11 protein-coding genes are annotated in these 16,743 nt (G+C 63.5%); 2 read left to right on the top strand and 9 right to left on the bottom strand.

Translation table 11 applies throughout. The annotated features are described in order from the left end of the window. Nucleotides 1–494 precede the first annotated feature (494 nt). A complete protein-coding gene (locus JQK88_RS20005; protein WP_192258664.1) occupies nt 495–2,465 on the top strand; it encodes a M23 family metallopeptidase in 1,971 nt (656 codons plus the stop codon). Between the two features lie 24 nt (nt 2,466–2,489). Here the strand turns inward: JQK88_RS20005 and JQK88_RS20000 are convergent, their stop codons facing one another. Further along, entirely contained in the window at nt 2,490–4,049 is a 1,560-nt protein-coding gene (locus JQK88_RS20000) for an MFS transporter (protein WP_203279187.1), read from the bottom strand. 167 nt (nt 4,050–4,216) lie between these two features. On the opposite strand from JQK88_RS20000, the gene JQK88_RS19995 reads away from it, so the two are divergent. Next, nucleotides 4,217–4,849 (top strand): TMEM175 family protein, encoded by a 633-nt coding sequence (locus JQK88_RS19995; protein ID WP_203279186.1) that lies wholly within the window; start codon nt 4,217–4,219, stop codon nt 4,847–4,849. Here JQK88_RS19995 and JQK88_RS19990 read toward each other — a convergent pair. The 8 genes from JQK88_RS19990 to JQK88_RS19955 all read right to left on the bottom strand — a co-directional run bounded on the left by JQK88_RS19990 (nt 4,823) and on the right by JQK88_RS19955 (nt 16,611). After that, nucleotides 4,823–6,358 carry a L,D-transpeptidase family protein gene (locus JQK88_RS19990; RefSeq protein ID WP_203279185.1) on the bottom strand — a complete coding sequence of 512 codons (1,536 nt, stop codon included), beginning with the start codon at nt 6,356–6,358 and terminating at the stop codon, nt 4,823–4,825. The genes JQK88_RS19995 and JQK88_RS19990 overlap by 27 nt on opposite strands. A gap of 190 nt (nt 6,359–6,548) precedes the next feature. Beyond that, nucleotides 6,549–6,905 (bottom strand): MmcQ/YjbR family DNA-binding protein, encoded by a 357-nt coding sequence (locus JQK88_RS19985; RefSeq protein WP_112562297.1) that lies wholly within the window; start codon nt 6,903–6,905, stop codon nt 6,549–6,551. A gap of 63 nt (nt 6,906–6,968) precedes the next feature. After that, the gene (gene clpB / locus JQK88_RS19980) at nt 6,969–9,575 is read right to left on the bottom strand and encodes an ATP-dependent chaperone ClpB (RefSeq protein WP_192258660.1); all 2,607 of its coding nucleotides are present in this window, start codon (nt 9,573–9,575) and stop codon (nt 6,969–6,971) included. 209 nt (nt 9,576–9,784) lie between these two features. Continuing rightward, a complete protein-coding gene (locus JQK88_RS19975) occupies nt 9,785–10,714 on the bottom strand; it encodes a DUF4167 domain-containing protein (protein WP_446669879.1) in 930 nt (309 codons plus the stop codon). A 330-nt stretch (nt 10,715–11,044) separates the two neighbouring features. After that, nucleotides 11,045–11,923, bottom strand: a complete 879-nt coding sequence (gene prmC, locus JQK88_RS19970; protein ID WP_203279183.1) for a peptide chain release factor N(5)-glutamine methyltransferase — start codon at nt 11,921–11,923, stop codon at nt 11,045–11,047. Then, the gene (prfA, locus tag JQK88_RS19965; protein ID WP_192258657.1) at nt 11,916–12,995 is read right to left on the bottom strand and encodes a peptide chain release factor 1; all 1,080 of its coding nucleotides are present in this window, start codon (nt 12,993–12,995) and stop codon (nt 11,916–11,918) included. The genes prmC and prfA overlap by 8 nt, the downstream gene beginning before the upstream one ends. A gap of 8 nt (nt 12,996–13,003) precedes the next feature. Next, nucleotides 13,004–15,274, bottom strand: a complete 2,271-nt coding sequence (gene ptsP, locus JQK88_RS19960; RefSeq protein ID WP_203279182.1) for a phosphoenolpyruvate--protein phosphotransferase — start codon at nt 15,272–15,274, stop codon at nt 13,004–13,006. An 83-nt stretch (nt 15,275–15,357) separates the two neighbouring features. Next, on the bottom strand, nt 15,358–16,611 hold the full coding sequence (locus tag JQK88_RS19955; RefSeq protein ID WP_203279181.1) for an aspartate kinase: 1,254 nt from the start codon (nt 16,609–16,611) through the stop codon (nt 15,358–15,360). Between the last annotated feature and the right edge of the window lie 132 nt (nt 16,612–16,743).

The following is a 16,743-nucleotide window of genomic DNA, read 5'->3' as shown; positions in this document are numbered from 1 at the left end:
GAGTGTCGCTTACGCGGCTCTCTTGAATTTCACAAGGGCTTATTCAGAAGCAAACTGCTTCGCCGCCAGCGGCGCACCGCCCTCGTTCGTGAGGCGTATATAGTCGCCACCCACTCAAACTGTCAACACCGATCACTCATGTTTTTGAACTTTTTGCGACAGAAGTTTTGGAGCCAGCGGACTGCCCCAGGGGAACATTGGCGTTGCCCAGAAGGAGCCCTATTGCCGCCGCATTGCCGTTCGACACCAAGCCAACAAGAAGGTGCCGCGCGACCCGCGCAGCGCCTTCCTCCAAAAGACCAAAGCGAGGCCTGCGCATCACCGGTTGGGAGCCTCTTATAAGAGCATAGAGACGCCTCTTTATAAGGGGCTGTAAACAGAGCGTTGAGTGGGGATTTCGCCGCTTCGTTGACTTCACCCGCCGTGACAGGCAAATGTCATGGCCCAACAGAAGCGAAAAGCCGTTCCGCCCGGGGAAGAAGCAGCCTTTCTGGATGCCAGACACGCAAGATGTCATAGCCGAACTCGGCAATGAGCCGCCGCTGATCGCGGATGGCCGCAGCGGCCCGCCCGACCGGCGCGAGGTTTCGGCGCGCTGGCTGTCGGGCACCTTCCTTACCGGCGTGACCTCGAGCGTGCTGATGGGCGTGGCGCTGTTCGCCGCCCTTGACGGCCGCCAACAGCTGGCAACCCCGCCCGAAATCGCCGAGTTGGCCCAGCTCGAAAGCGGCGGCGATTCCGGCGAGGTCGCCAAGACCACCAGGCTGGTGGCGCCGCGCCAGATCGCCAAGGCTAAGGACCGCCGGCGCATGGAAGTGTCGATGGTGACCAAGGTCGGTGACCGCGACGTTATCCACACCATGCCGTTCGTACAGATCAAGATGGCGCTGGCCGCCGGCCACACCACCAACCGCGCCTATCCGCCTTTCGACCCGATGCAGGTGTTCGGCGACGATGGCGACTCAACGCCCGCGCAGCCGGCCACGGCTTCCGCGGTTGCCGGCCAGATTTATGGCGCCAAGGTCGAAAGCGAAATGAGCCTGAAGACGGTCGATTTCCCGGTCGAGACGGCCTCCTTCGACGAAAAAAGCGACCTGTCCGCCGACGAGGTGGAAAAAGTGGTGCGCGAGGCCGGCACCGACCTCAGCGACGGCGCTGTGCAGGTCGCCTCGCTGCATTATGTCGACCCGCAGCGATTCGGCGATGCCTTCGCCGAATCGATGGCCGGCTCTTACGACGTCAAGATCGTGCCGGAAAACGTCTCGGTGGCGCCACGCGTCGCCATCGACGACCAGACCCCGGCTTTCGCCGAGGAAATCATCCCCTTTACCAGGGACCGCGACATTGCCGAGGCCTTTGCCGATTCGGGCTATACCGGCGATGACGCCACCGGCATGGCCGAGGCGATCGGCAAGCTGCTCAACGCACCGGCGCTGAAGGCCGGAACCGTGCTGCGCGTCGGGCTCGAAGTGCATGGTGACGCCGCCAAGGTGGTCCGCACCAGCGTCTATGACAAGACCACGCACATCGTCACCATCGCGCTCGACGATCACGGCCAGTATGTGCCGGCGCAGGAACCCGAACCGAATCCCGAATTGCTGACGGCGTTTGACGATTCCTCCGCGCCGGTGGTGGTGCGCGGCAATCTGCCGAACGTCTATGACGGCATTTACCGCGCCGCCTATTCCTATGGCATGTCGAAGAAGCTGACCCAGCAACTGGTCAAGCTCCTGGCCTCCGGCGTCGACTTCCAATCCAGGCTCAATCCGTCGGACCGCATCGACGTCCTGTTCTCGCAGCCGGACGGCGACGACCAGGCCTCCGACAAATCGGAACTTCTCTATGTCTCGTCGACCTTCGGCGGCCAGACACGCAACTTCTACCGCTTCCAGATGCAGGACGGCTCGACCGACTATTTCGACGAGGATGGATCGAGCGCCGAGCAGTTCCTGCTGCGCAATCCCCTGCCCGCCGGGAAATTCCGCTCCGGCTTCGGCGCCCGCAGGCATCCGATCCTCGGCTATGTCCGCATGCATACCGGCGTCGACTGGGCAGCGCCGATCGGAACGCCGATCATCGCCGCCGGCAACGGCACCGTCGAAAAGGCCGGCTGGGCCGGCGGTTACGGCAAGCAGATCATCATCCGCCATGCCAATGGCTACGAGACCTCCTACAATCACCAGAGTGCCTTTGCCAAAGGCATCGAGCCGGGCGTTCATGTCCGCCAGGGCCAGATCATCGGCTTCCTCGGCCAGACCGGCCTCTCCACCGGTCCGCATCTTCACTACGAGCTGATCGTCAACGGCACCAAGGTCGACCCGATGCGCGTGCGCCTGCCGGTCGGTAAAGTGCTGAAGGGCGACGACCTTGTCGCCTTCAAGCGCGAGCGCGAGCGCATCGATGAACTGCTCAAGCAGGAAGACAGCAATCCGCTGAAAGTCGCGAGCGCCAAGATCGAAGGCTAGGCCTACGAATAAGTCCGCTCCGAATCAGGATTGCTGATTCTCGGCGGTTTGCGACCAGGGCAGCTTCTGCCCGGAAATGGTTATCCAGGCGATGACAGCGGCAAGCAGGCAAAGCAGAGCCGTCACCGTCGACACGGCTGCGAACGCCGCATCACTGGCGGCGAGCCGTGTCGCTTCAAGTTCCGGCGCGAGCGCTGTCGAGACCGGTTCGCCGAACCCTGGGATGCCAGGTCTGACGCCGGCGTCCAGCATCGTCGAATAGACCCAGGCCGCCAGCGATCCCATCGCTGCCACGGCGATCAGCCCGCCAACTCGCGAAACCGCGTTGTTGATGCCGGAGGCAGCACCGGTATTCTTGTCCTCGACCGCCGTCATGATCGCCGTCGAAAGCGGAGAAACCACCAGCGCCATGCCGAGCCCCATCACCGCCATCATCGGAAAGGTGCCGGTCCAGAAATTGTGGATGCCGGCATGGGTGAGCAAGGCGAGCCCGGCAAAAGCGACGGCGACGACCAGGCAGCCGCTGGCGATCGGGAATCGCGGACCTATCCGGTCAGACCACTGGCCGACAGGACCCGACAGCAAGGCAATCAACGCCGACAGCGGCAGGAAGATGAAGCCGACCTCTTTGGTGCTCAGCCCCCAGCCCGCGATCAAGAGCATCGGCAGGTAGAACAAATTGGCCGACAGCGCGAAATAGAGGAAGAACGTGGCGACGTTGGCGCCGGCAAAGGCGCCGATCCGAAACAGCTTAAAATCGATCATCGGCTCGCGTTGCCGAAGCTCGTAGACAATGAAGATCCCGAGCAGCACAGCACCGGCGGCGATGCTCGGTCCCGACATCAGCCCGCCGCCTTCGGCGCTCATCGCAGTCAGCCCGTAGGCCAGCGCCCCGAAGGCAAGCGTGGCGAGAGCGGCGCCGCCGAGATCGAGGCTTCGCTTCTCCGTCGGCGCGTCGGCGGGAATCTTGGCCAGCAGCAGATAGATTGAGATCAGCCCGAACGGCAGGTTGACGGCGAAGATCGCCCGCCAGATGCCGCCGCCAAAGGCAGCCAGGACAAAGCCGCCCAGCACCGGGCCGAGCGCCGTCGTCAGCGCCGAGGCGGCAGCCCAGATTCCGATCGCGCGACCGCGCTCCTTCTTCGGATAGGCCTTGGCGATGATGGCGAGGCTGCCCGGCACCATGATCGCCGCGCCGATGCCCTGAATGGCGCGAAAGGCGATGAGCACCAGCGCATTCGGCGCTACCGCGCAAGCGAGCGAGGCGACAATGAACAGGGCGATGCCGGCGACGAATGCCCGCCGCAAGCCGAATCGATCGCCCGCTGCTCCCCCGGCGAGGATCAGCGCCGACAACGTCAGCGCATAGGCATTGGAAATCCACTGCGCCTCGGCCAGGCCGGCGCCGGGGTCGACGCGGATCGCCGGCGTGGCGATGGCTAGGATCGACCCGTCGATGAAGCCGAGCGCGGATGCCAGGATCGCCGCGACCAGCACGAATTTGCGCTGCGCCGGCGGACAAAACGAACCATTGGCAAGAGAGCCGGTCAGGGGGATTGCTGCAGCTTCGCTCGGAGACTTCATGAGAGCCTGCTTAGACTTCCGATGCCCTGGCAACAACCAGCCAGGGCTTCGCAGTCCTTAAAACCAGATCGACCTGACCGCATGGGTAGGAACCACGCCTCAATGGATGCAACCGGCACATAGCGCGTGTTAAGTTTCTTGCAACGCGCAAAGCAAGGGGAAGCCGCATGAAACGACCGCTCGAACCATCGGTAGAGACGCGCGGGCGCGTTGTCGGCATCACCGATGGCGTCTTTGCCATTGCGCTTACCCTGATCGTGCTTGAGATTCGCGTGCCTACGCACGAAATGGTCCAATCCGAGGGCGAGCTGCTTTCGGCAATCGCCGGACTTGCGCCACGCTTCCTGACCTATGCGCTGAGCTTCCTGACGCTGACCATCTTCTGGTTCGGCCAGCAGGCGCAGCACGGGCTGATCGCCAGGTCCGATCGGCGGCTGGCCACGCTGAACCTGTGTTTTCTCGCCTTCATCGCCTTGCTGCCGTTCTCGACCGACCTGTTGGCCGATTTCCTCGAGTTCCGAACCGCGGTGATCGTCTATTGGCTCAACCTGTTGATGCTGGGCGTGACGCTGTTCGCCAGCTGGTGGTATGCGGACGGGAACGGCATGATCGCCGAGGATGTGGACGCTGAAACGCGGCGCACGGTCTACAATCGTATCGTCAAGGCACAGGCGCTGTGGGCGGCCGGCGCGGCGCTGTGCCTGATCACGCCGCTGCTCAGCATCGGTTTCATCCTGCTCGTACAGCTCATCTATGCCGCCGCGCCGCGCGCCTCACTGCTGCGTAAACTCGTCGGTTGAGATCCCGCCGACATCCGCGATTGTTGGTCCGCCGACGAATTCCACCGTGACGCCCGGCGAGACGAGCTTGGCCAGTTCTCGCGCATCCCAGTTGGTTAGGCGCACGCAGCCATGGCTTTCGGTCTTGCCGATCTTGGAGGGATCGGGCGTGCCATGAATGCCGTAGGTCGGCTTGTCCAGCGCGATCCACACCGAGCCGACCGGACCGTTGGGGCCGGGCGGAATGGTCAGGATCTTGTCGTTCTGGCCCTGCTTGAAATTGATGCTGGGGTTGTAGGTGTAGTTCGGATCGAGCGCGACCCGCGACACCGTATGGGTGCCGGTTGGCGACGGCGTGTCGGCTGAACCGATGGTGGCGGGATAGGCTGCGACCAGCTTGCCGGCGGCATCATAGGCAAACACCTGCTTCTTGTCCTTGTCGGCGACGATGCGGGCAACCGGCGTTGCCACCAGCCTGCCGAAATTGGCGACCTTGATGATGGTGCCGGGGCGATTGAAGTCGGCCTCGGGATTGAGCCCCTTCAGGTAGTTCTCGTCCATATGGAAGCGCTCGGCCAAGGCTTCGGTGACGGAGGTGTAGGCCATACGGTCGAGCTGCGCCTTCTGGCTGTAATCTTCCGGTATCGAGGCGACATAAGGACCGGCCGCGTCCTCGGGCGTGATCGTGTAGTTGGCGAAAGCATCGCCGCCGGTTTGCGCCAGCGCGGCCTGGATGCCGACCGCATCGGTCGAGCGCAGATTACTGCCGGTGATCTGGTTATAGGCGGCCAGCGCCTTGTCGACATTGGAGCCGAACCGCCCGTCGATGACGCCGGGCGAGGCGCCGGCGCGGTCGAGCAGCACCTGCAAGGCAGCCACATCCTGGCGCGCACCGAGTGAAAGCGAGGGATCGACGACAGTCTTGCCGCCATCGGTCTTGGGCGGCAGAGCGGCCTCGTCGCCGGGTGCAGCCGGTTCGGCGGGGTCGATCGAGGCTTCGTTCAGCGGCTGGCGCTTGACGGGGCGCGGCTCGGCAGACTTCGGTGCTTCCGGATAAATGTCGCCATCATTGGCGTCATCCTGTGGCGCCGCCGGATAGGCGTCCACCGAATTGTCACTTTCAGGATCGTAGTCGAAGGCCGGTGGGATGATGACCCTGCCTTGCTCTTCCAATTGCCTGCGGCGGAAACGCGCCATGTCCTCGGGATCATCGAGATAGTAACGGTCGTCATCCTCGACCGGTGCGCGTCCGAGTTCGCGCGCCCGCATCTGGCGGCGCAGCGCACGGCGGTCGAGCCTGGTCTGCGGCGGCTGGATGGCGATGACCTTGCCGGTGTCGGCATCGACGATGACGCGGTTGCCCCTGGCGTCGTAATAGATGTCGAGATTGCCGTCCTGGGCAAGCACGATGCCGCCGCTATCGGCAGCGCGAACAACCGGCAGTGCACTATCCACCGTCGGCGATGCCATGGCGCTCGACGCAAGCAGCCCGGCGGCGAGCACCGAAAAGGCAAAGATCGTGCGGAACATGATGGTCAAACTCTCCGGTCCGTAATTGCCGCCGCCCCGGCAGTATCCCTTCAGAACGCTCTCGCCACCGTTTGGATGCGCAAGCAACGCCCTGACCGTCAAAAGCCTGCAGGCAAACCCCTTCGCCAGCAAACCAGAACATAAGCTTTCCAACATGAACCGGGCATGAAGATGGCGGATTTCAAGGTCGCTACAGGCCCAATTCCTTGCGCGTCTGTTTCGTCAGCTTGAGGACAACGAGGCGATGGCTTTCGCCGAGATAGTCCTTCAGCGCATCATCATCCATGCTCTGGCTTGTCTGACGCTGGATCCATTTCATGCCGCGCGAAGCGAGGTACGGCGCCGGCCGGCAGCCGGGCTGGTCCTTCAGAATGTCATAGGCCATTTCGGAACATTTGAAGGTGACGAAAAGCTGGCCGCCATCATTCCAGCCGCCGATGGCAAAGACCTTGCCGCCGACTTTCCAGACATGCGCGCCACCCCACTGCACGACATGAGTCGTTTGCGGCAGCGAGGCGCAGAGGCTGTTGTAGTCGTCCAGCGTCATGTGCGCCCCCCGCGAATTCACAAGAAAACGCCGCGCGTCCGTTCGGGACGCGCGGCGTATTGATCAGGCTGCGGCTTCAGTCGCCACCACAGTGGGCTTCGACCGGAAATTCAACCGGTCGGACCCAGCGGTGACTTTGACGGTCGAACCGTCGAGGATCTCGCCGAGCAGGATCTTTTCCGCCAGCGGATCCTGCAGGTCCTTCTGCATCACCCGCTTCAGCGGCCGTGCGCCATAGGCCGGGTCGTAGCCCTTGGCCGCCAGCCAGTCGATCGAATCCTGGTCGAGCGATAGCGTGATCTTGCGGTCGACAAGCAGGCTTTCCAGCCGCTTGAGCTGGATCTCGACAATGCGGCCCATATCCTGCCGGCGCAGCCGATGGAACAGGATCACCTCGTCGACGCGGTTGAGGAACTCCGGCCGGAACGAGGCTCTCACCACGCTCATCACCTCGTCACGCACGGCATCGACATCCTGGTCTTCGCCGAGATTGACCAGATATTCGGCGCCGAGGTTCGACGTCATGATGATCAGCGTGTTGCGGAAGTCGACCGTACGGCCTTGGCCGTCGGTCAGCCGCCCGTCGTCGAGCACTTGCAGCAGCACGTTGAAGACATCGGGATGCGCCTTCTCGATCTCGTCGAACAGCACGACCTGATAGGGCCGGCGCCGCACCGCTTCGGTCAGCGCGCCGCCTTCCTCATAGCCGACATAGCCAGGAGGTGCGCCGATCAGCCGGGCGACCGAGTGCTTCTCCATGAACTCCGACATATCGATGCGCACCATCGCGCTCTCATCGTCAAACAGGAAGCTCGCCAGCGCCTTGGTCAGCTCCGTCTTGCCGACGCCGGTCGGCCCGAGGAACATGAACGAGCCGATCGGCCGGTTCGGATCTTGCAGGCCGGCACGGGCGCGCCGCACAGCTTTCGACACCGCCTGCACCGCCTCGCCCTGGCCGACGACACGCTTGCCGATCTCGTCTTCCATGCGCAGGAGCTTTTCGCGTTCGCCCTGCAGCATCTTGTCGACCGGAATACCGGTCCAGCGCGACACGATATGGGCAACGTGATCGGGTGTGACCACCTCTTCGACCATGCCGGCCTTGCCGTCCTGGGCTTCGGCTTCCCGGAGCTTCTTTTCCAGCTCAGGGATCTTGCCATAGGCAAGCTCGCCGGCGCGCTGGAATTCACCCTTGCGCTGAGCAATGGCAAGCTCGTTGCGGGCCTCGTCGAGCTGCTTCTTAAGATCGGCGGCGAGCCCAAGCTTCTGTTTCTCGGCCTGCCATTTGGTTGTGATCTCGGTCGATTCCTCCTCGAGGCCGACGAGTTCCTTTTCCAGACGGGCGAGCCGGTCCTTCGAGGCGTCGTCGGTCTCGACCTTCAGCGCCTCGCGCTCGATCTTGAGCTGCATGATGCGGCGGTCGATCTCGTCCAGCGCCTCCGGCTTGGAATCGACCTGCATCCTCAGCCGCGACGCGGCTTCGTCGACGAGGTCGATCGCCTTGTCCGGCAGGAAACGGTCGGCGATGTAGCGGTTGGACAAGGTTGCCGCCGCCACCAGCGCCGAATCCGAGATGCGCACCTTGTGGTGCTGCTCGTATTTCTCCTTCAGGCCGCGAAGGATCGAAACCGTGTCTTCCACGGTCGGTTCGTCGACGAAAACCGGCTGGAAACGGCGGGCAAGGGCGGCGTCCTTCTCGACATGCTTGCGGTACTCGTCGAGCGTGGTCGCGCCGACGCAGTGCAGTTCGCCGCGCGCCAATGCCGGCTTCAACAGGTTCGAAGCGTCCATGGCGCCATCGGCCTTGCCGGCGCCGACCAGCGTGTGCATCTCGTCGATGAACAGGATGATGCCGCCAGCGGCAGCGGTGACTTCATTGAGCACGGCCTTCAGCCGCTCTTCGAATTCGCCGCGATATTTGGCGCCGGCAATCAGCGCGCCCATGTCGAGCGCCATCAATTGCTTGTCCTTCAGCGATTCCGGCACGTCGCCATTGACGATGCGCAGCGCCAGGCCTTCGGCGATCGCCGTCTTGCCGACGCCGGGTTCACCGATCAGCACCGGGTTGTTCTTGGTGCGCCGCGACAGCACCTGGATGGTGCGGCGGATCTCGTCGTCGCGACCAATCACCGGGTCCAACTTGCCGGCGCGGGCGTCGGCAGTCAGGTCGCGCGCGTACTTCTTCAGTGCGTCGTAGCTCTGCTCGGCACTCGCCGAATCGGCGGTGCGGCCCTTGCGGACATCGTTGATGACCTGGTTCAGCGCCTGCGCGGTGACGCCGGCCTTGGCCAGGATATCGGCCGTCTTGGCCGATTTCTCCATCGCCAGCGCCTGCAGCAGCCGCTCGACGGTGACAAAGCTGTCGCCGGCCTTCTTGGCCAATTCCTCGGCCGTCGAAAACACCTTGGCCAACGGCTGCGCCAGGTAGAGCTGGCCATTGCCGCCTTCCACCTTGGGCATGGCTTCGAGTGCGGTCTCGACGCCGAGCTTGACGTCGCGGACATTGCCGCCGGCGCGCTCGATCAGCGAGGCGGCCAGACCCTCATCGTCATCGACGAGGACTTTCAGCATATGTTCGGGAGTGAATTGCTGGTGGTTGCGCGAGAGCGCCATGGTCTGGGCGGATTGGATGAATCCGCGAACGCGCTCGGAGTATTTCTCGAGGTTCATATCTGTCTCCTTCCATCACCGGCCCGCTTTGCGGCACCGGATCAGATTGCGGTGACGGACCCGCTCATCGGAGCCGGGTCCAGTTCCCGCCAGATATGGGGCGCAAACCCTTGCCGCTCAAGACGTCCGGCACAGGATATTGCATACCTGAGCAAACGAAAACGGCGGAGATTTCTCTCCGCCGTTTCAAGGATTGCCGTCTTGTCCGGTCAGTTGTTGGCGTCGACGACGAACGGGTCGACGGTAGGGCTTTCAGCCGGCGCCGCATCCACCTCGGTGGCTGCAACGGTCTCGCTGGCGCCATCGACCTGTTCACCACCGGACTGGTCGTCACCGACAGGATCGGCATTGGTGCGCGGACGCCGCGGACGCCGCGGACGGCGGGCAGTGCCGTTCTCGGCGGCGGCCTCATTGAGTTCGGCACGGGCGGCAAGAGCCGCCGGGGACAGGTTTTCGTATAGCGGCGCCGGCTCGGAGAACCCGGTCTCGGCTTCGGGTTCAACCGCGGAAACGGCCTCCGCCTGCACCGGGGTTTCGGTGAAGCGCTGCTGGTCGCCGCGCTGGTGCTCGCCGCGTTGGGCATAGTCGCCACGCTGGTCGTTCTGGCCATAACCGCCATTGGGGCGACGATCACGGTTGCGGTCACGCCCGTTATTGTTGCGGCCATTATTGTCACGGCCATTGTTGTTCTCGCGGCTGTTTTCCTGGCCATATGCCAGTTCGGCCGGTGTGCCTTCGATCGTCGGCTGCGGACCGTTGCCGTGGTTGGCCTGCGGAGCTTGCGTCTCGCCGCCATTGCCGTTGCCGGCATTGTCGAAATCGTCGCGATCTTCATCGTCGTCGAAATCGTCGCGATTCTGCTGCTGGTTCTGGATCGGCAACTGGGCCTGCGCGGCAGCGATGATGCGGTTGTAGTGCTCGGCGTGCTGGAGGTAATTCTCCGCCATCACCCGGTCGCCGGAGCTTTGCGCGTCACGCGCCAGAGTGGCATATTTTTCGGCGATCTGCTGAGCCGATCCACGGATCTTCACGTCCGGGCCGTTGCTCTCATAGTTGCGCGTCAGGGGGTTTGGGCCCTTGCGGTTGTTATTGTTGTTATTGTTGTTGCCGCCGCCGCCATTGTTGTTGCGACCGCGCATGCGCCTGTTCTGCTGTTGTGGCCTCATTAGACTCTCTTCATTTTGAAATTTTCGAAAAACTTTCACGAACGGAGGCGCTCATGCAGCCAGCCGTTTCGTCTCTTCACCGGCGTTCGCCCGCATCAATTGCGTTGGCGCCACGTGTCATCCTGTTCCGGTTACATCACTTGCCGGACGATTCCCGCTCGAAGCTTGGGCGTCGTTTGCGCAAGAAGGCAGCTATTTCCAAGGAAAACCGAATCGCTAAGAGCACTGCCTGCTTCGTCTCATCCGGTTAAGGCGGACCCTAGCCGCATTCCCCGGCATTGCCAAGCGCTTTTTTGCACTGCGTCAAGGCTTTCCCTGTTCAAACATAAGAACCCTGTCGTTTCCGCCAAGATCGACAAATGCCTCGGCCAGCCTGTAGCCGGCTGCCGCGAATATGTCTTTGACCTCATTGCGCTGCGTGTGGCCGATCTCGACCGCAATCTTGCCTTGTGCTTCCAAAAACCCTGCCGCTTCGGCGGCGATGATCCTGTAGGGGCCAAGACCGTCCACACCGCCATCGAGGGCTCTGCACGGATCGAAATCGCGGACCTCGTCCTGCAGATTTCCAATGTCTTCAGAAGGTATATAGGGAGGGTTTGCGGCAATTACATGGTAGCGGCCGCAAACTTTTGCGAACCAGTCGGAGTGCAGCGCCTCAAACCGGCCGATCAGCCCGAGTTGCTCGGCATTGCGGGTCGCGGTCGTGAGCGCGTCTTGTGAAATATCCACGCCGGTGGCGGTCGCGGCGGGAACGGCGCTGAGCAGGGCCAGCGCAATGGCGCCGGTGCCGGTGCCAAGATCGAGGATACGGCATTCCCCCAGCCTTTCGGCCGTTTCGCTGGCAAAGGGCAGGATCGCCTCGACCAGTGTTTCGGTGTCCGGCCGCGGCTCCAGCGTTTCCGGGGACAGCCCAAGACGCAGGCCATAGAATTCGCGATAGCCGAGGATGCGGTGCACCGGTTCGCCGGCAAGGCGCCGCCGCAAGGCGGCATCGATCGCGGCAACGGCATCGGCATCAAGCGCTCGTTGCGGCTCGGCGATGGCCTCTGTACGGGTCGTACCGGAAAAATGTTCGACGATCAGCCTGGCGTCCAGTGCCGGATCGGCGACGCCGGCCGCGGCAAGCCGCTCCCGCACTGCCCGCAGCAGCGGCCCGAGCGTGCCGGGCAGATGATCAGCCATCGAGGCCGATATCGGCGAGCAGCTTCGACTGGTGGTCGGCGATCAGCGCGTTGATGACCTCGTCCAGCTCGCCCATCATCACCCGATCGAGCTTGTAGAGCGTCAGGTTGATGCGGTGATCGGTAAGGCGCCCCTGCGGGAAATTGTAGGTGCGGATGCGCTCCGAGCGGTCGCCCGACCCGACCTGTGATTTGCGCACCTCGGAACGCTCCTCGTCCGCCTTGCTGCGCTCCATGTCATAGAGCCGCGCGCGCAGGATCTGCATGGCTTTGGCCCGGTTCTGGTGCTGCGACTTCTCAGCCTGCACCACCATGATGCCGGTCGGCAGATGGGTGATGCGCACCGCCGAATCGGTGGTGTTGACGTGCTGGCCGCCCGAACCCGAGGCGCGCATCGTGTCGATGCGGATGTCTTCGGCGCGAATGTCGATATCGACCTCTTCGGCTTCCGGCAGTACGGCCACCGTCGCCGCCGAGGTATGAATGCGCCCGCTGGCCTCGGTCGCCGGCACGCGCTGCACACGGTGCACGCCGGATTCGAATTTCAGATGGGCAAAGACCCCCTTGCCGGAAATGGTGGCGATGATTTCCTTGAAGCCGCCGGCGTCGCCTTCGCTGGCCGAAGCCGTCTCGAAGCGCCAGCCGCGCTCGGCGGCATAGCGCTCATACATGCGAAACAGGTCGCCGGCGAAAAGCGCTGCCTCATCGCCGCCGGTGCCGGCGCGGATTTCGAGGATGGCGTTCTTGTCGTCGGCGGCATCCCTGGGCAGCAGCAGAATCTGGATGTCCTTCTGCAGTTCCTCGATGCGCTCCTCGACCCCGGGCAGATCGGCCTCGGCCAGCGCCCGCATCTCGGCATCGATGCTTTTATCGGCAAGCATCGCTTCGAGGTCGGCCTGCTCATGTTCGGCTGAGCGCAATTCCCTGACCTTGGCCACCATGTCCTGCAGCTCGGAATATTCCGAGGCCATCTTCACATAGACATCGGCCGCCGGGCCGGCCGACATCTGCGCTTCGAGCATCTCGAAACGCTTCACGACCTGATCCATACGCTCGCGGGGAAGATTGACCATGGTTGATGCTATAGCGGGATGGAGCGGTCGTCGGCAAAGGCCTGCAGCAGCGCCCGCATCGGCAGCCCATGCGCCGGCGCCATCAGATTGTCGGAAAAGAAGGCCTGCAATTCCTCCAGCGGCAGTTCGGTCAGCATCGCCTTGACCGGGCCGATCGAGGCCGGCGACATCGAGATCGAGCGGTAACCAAGGCCGATCAGCGCCATGGCGGAGATGGGTTTTCCCGCCAGTTCGCCGCAGAGCGTCACCGGCGTGTGGTTGCGCTCGCCGGCGTCGGCAATCTGCTTCAGCACCCTGAGGAACGGCGCCGACAGCGTGTCGAAGCGGTTGGACAGCTGCGTGTTGCCGCGATCGACCGCCATGACGAACTGGAACAGATCGTTGGAGCCGACCGAGACGAAATCGACTGCCTTCATCAGATCGTCGAGCTGAAACAGCAGCGACGGCACTTCCAGCATGGCGCCGAGCTTGAGACTGGTCGGCAGATGATGGGCAAAGCGCGAGAGATGCCTGACCTCGCGGTCGATGATTTCGCGCGCCTGGGCGATTTCGCCGAGTTCCGTCACCATCGGCAGCATCAGCTTCAGTTCGCGCCCGCCGCAGGCCTTCAGCAGAGCGCGGATCTGGGTTCTGAGCAGGCCCGGCCGGTCGAGCGTCAGGCGGATCGCCCGCCAGCCCAGCGCCGGGTTTTCTTCCTGGATGGCGCCCTTGAAGTAGGGCAGCACCTTGTCGCCGCCAATGTCGATGGTGCGGAAGGTGACTGGTTTGCCGCGCGCCGCGTCGAGCACGTCGCGGTAGAGTTTCTCCTGCGCTTCGGCGCGGGGGAAGGTCGAGGCGACCATGAACTGCAATTCGGTGCGGAACAGGCCGATGCCGGCCGCACCCGCTTCGGCCAGCTGCGGCAGGTCGACGGCGAGACCTGCATTCATCAACAGATCGACTTGGACGCCATCCTTGGTCACAGACGGCTTCTTGCGCAGTTCGCGGTAGACCTCCTGCCGGCGCGCCCGGAAGCGGACCTTTTCGGCATAGGCGGCTTCGAGGTCCGGCTGCGGCCGCAGATGGATGGTGCCTTCCTCGCCGTCGACGATGATGGCATCGCCGTTTTCCGCCATGGAAACGGCGCCCTTCATCTGGCCGGCGACCGGGATGCCCATGGCGCGCGCGACGATGACGACGTGGCTGGTGGCGGCGCCGTCCTCCAGCACCACGCCGCGCAACTTGTCCCTGGGATAGTCGAGCAGCTCTGCCGCGCCCATCGAACGCGCGACCAGGATGGCGTCCTTCGGCAGCGAAGCCGCGACATCGTCCGGCCCGCGCCCCATCAGCTGGCGCAGCAGCCGGTTGGCGAGATCGTCGAAATCGCTCATCCGCTCGCGCAGATAGGGATCGGTCATGTGCAGCATGCGGGCGCGCATGTCGCTCTGCACCTTCTCGACAGCAGCTTCCGCCGTCAGGCCGTTGCGGATCGCCTCTTCCAGCCGGCGCACCCAACCGCTGTCATTGGCGAACATGCGGTAGGCCTCGAGCACCTCACGGTGCTCGCCCTCGAAGGCGACCTCGCGCCGCTCCAGCATGTCGTCGATGGACAGCCTGAGCGAGCCGAGCGAGGACTGCAGCCGGCGGACCTCCTCCTCGCTGTCCTCGTTGAACAGATTGGTGACGACGATGCGCGGCTCGTGCAGCACGACATGGCCAAGCCCGACGCCTTCGTTGAACGACAGGCCGGTGAAGCTGACGGGACGGCGCAGGTCGAGTTCGAGGCCGGGCCGCGTCAGCCGGGCAAGATCGCCGGTGGCGATCATCTCGGCGATCACCATGGCGGTGGTTTCCAACGCCTCGACCTCGTCGTCGCGGTAGTGGCGCATGGTCTTGTTCTGCACGACCAGCACGCCCAGCGTGCGCCCTGCCCTGAGCACCGGCACGCCGAGGAAGGAATTGTAGATCTCTTCGCCCGTCTCCGGCAGGTAGGCGAAGGCCGGGTGTTCCTGCGCATTGGAGAGGTTGAGCGGTCGCGCACTGGCGGCAATCGTGCCGACCAGGCCTTGTCCCAGCCGCAATTGCGCCAAATGGACGGCGTTCGGGTTCAGACCTTCGGTGGCGTAGAGTTCGAGCACCGAATCGGCGCGCAGCACATAGAGCGAGCAGACTTCGGCGACCATGTTGGAGGCGATGTCGCGCACGATCCGGTCAAGCCGCTCCTGCGGCTCCAGCGGCTCCTGCATGAGCTCGCGGAGCCGTTTCAGCAGAACGCGCGGGCCACTGGCCGTATCACGCATCGCGGCTTCTTCTCCAATGGGCATTTTGCCCGCCGCAGTTTCCACTGCGACCGGCGCACACGCAACAACTCAAATCGTTCTCGCTACTGCTTATCCAGACCGTAGACGGAATGCAAAGTGCGAACCGCGAGTTCCGTGTAGGGACCGTCGATCAGTATCGAAATCTTGATCTCGGAGGTGGTGATGGCCCGGATATTGATGGCCTTGTCGGCCAGCGCCTTGAAGGCCGTGGCGGCCACGCCGGCATGGCTGCGCATGCCAATGCCGATGACCGAGACCTTCGACATGCCGGCCTCGGACTGCACGACGTCATAGCCGATCGGAGCCTTGAGGCGCTCGAGCACGGCCAGAGCCTTGTCGACGTCGCCGGATGGCACGGTAAAGGTCATGTCGGTGAACTTGCCGTCCTCGGAGATGTTCTGGACGATCATGTCGACATTGATGTTGGCCTCGGCCAGCGGGCCGAAAATGCCGGCGGCAACGCCCGGGCGATCGCCGACCCGGCGCAGCGAAATCTGCGCTTCGTCCTTGGCGTAGGCAATTCCGGTGACGACCTGCTGTTCCACGATCTCTTCCTCGTCGCAAATGAGCGTTCCCGGAGGATTGAGCAAATCCCCCATTCCGGGCGCATCGGGATCGTCGAAGGACGACCGCACGAAAGTACGCACCCTGTGCACCATGGCAAGCTCGACCGACCGCACCTGCAGCACCTTGGCGCCGAGCGAGGCCATTTCGAGCATTTCCTCGAACGAAATCTTGTTAAGCCGCCGCGCCTTGGGTTCGATACGCGGATCGGTGGTGTAGACGCCGTCGACATCGGTGTAGATGTCGCAGCGATCGGCCTTGACCGCGGCGGCAATGGCCACCGCGCTGGTGTCTGAACCGCCGCGGCCAAGCGTGGCGATGCGGTTGTCCGGACCGATGCCCTGGAAACCGGCGACGACTGCCACCTGACCCTCGCCGAAACGCTTGATCAAAAACGCCCCGTCAATGTCTAGGATGCGCGCCGCGCCATGTGCGTTGTCGGTCTTGATCGGGATCTGCCAGCCCTGCCAGGAGCGGGCGTGCACGCCCATATTCTGCAGCGTGATGGCCAGCAGGCCGGCGGTGACCTGTTCGCCCGAGGCGACGACGGCGTCATATTCGCGCGCATCGTGCATCGGCGAGGCTTCGCGGGTCCAGCCGACCAGTTCATTGGTCTTGCCGGCCATAGCGGAAACCACGACAGCCACCTCATGGCCGGCATCGACCTCGCGTTTGACGTGACGCGCCACATTGCGGATGCGGGCGATGTCGGCGACGGAGGTTCCGCCGAATTTCATCACGATGCGCGCCATGGAAGCGAAATGCCTTTGACTGAAGCCGGCCCGGGCCGAAAGGGGAAGAAAGCGCCCGACAGAAGCCGACCGCTGAATGCGCGGCCTCCTTAGCCAAATGATCACCGTTTCGCAAGGCTGGCCACGGATTGC

It is taken from the genome of Mesorhizobium caraganae, from assembly GCF_016836705.1.
GTDB lineage: Bacteria > Pseudomonadota > Alphaproteobacteria > Rhizobiales > Rhizobiaceae > Mesorhizobium > Mesorhizobium caraganae.
The sequence above is the reverse complement of the archived record's forward strand: the minus strand, read 5'-3'. Positions and strand labels throughout refer to the sequence as shown.

Coding starts and splice junctions, on each gene's coding strand:
- JQK88_RS19990 (WP_203279185.1), bottom strand. CDS start 6,358: ATGTTCCGCACGATCTTTGCCTTTTCGGTGCTCGCCGCCGGGCTGCTT.
- prmC (WP_203279183.1), bottom strand. CDS start 11,923: ATGGCTGATCATCTGCCCGGCACGCTCGGGCCGCTGCTGCGGGCAGTG.
- JQK88_RS19985 (WP_112562297.1), bottom strand. CDS start 6,905: ATGACGCTGGACGACTACAACAGCCTCTGCGCCTCGCTGCCGCAAACG.
- prfA (WP_192258657.1), bottom strand. CDS start 12,995: ATGGTCAATCTTCCCCGCGAGCGTATGGATCAGGTCGTGAAGCGTTTC.
- JQK88_RS19955 (WP_203279181.1), bottom strand. CDS start 16,611: ATGGCGCGCATCGTGATGAAATTCGGCGGAACCTCCGTCGCCGACATC.
- JQK88_RS20005 (WP_192258664.1), top strand. CDS start 495: ATGCCAGACACGCAAGATGTCATAGCCGAACTCGGCAATGAGCCGCCG.
- JQK88_RS19975 (WP_446669879.1), bottom strand. CDS start 10,714: ATGCGCGGTCGCAACAACAATGGCGGCGGCGGCAACAACAATAACAAC.
- ptsP (WP_203279182.1), bottom strand. CDS start 15,274: ATGCGTGATACGGCCAGTGGCCCGCGCGTTCTGCTGAAACGGCTCCGC.
- JQK88_RS20000 (WP_203279187.1), bottom strand. CDS start 4,049: ATGAAGTCTCCGAGCGAAGCTGCAGCAATCCCCCTGACCGGCTCTCTT.
- clpB (WP_192258660.1), bottom strand. CDS start 9,575: ATGAACCTCGAGAAATACTCCGAGCGCGTTCGCGGATTCATCCAATCC.
- JQK88_RS19995 (WP_203279186.1), top strand. CDS start 4,217: ATGAAACGACCGCTCGAACCATCGGTAGAGACGCGCGGGCGCGTTGTC.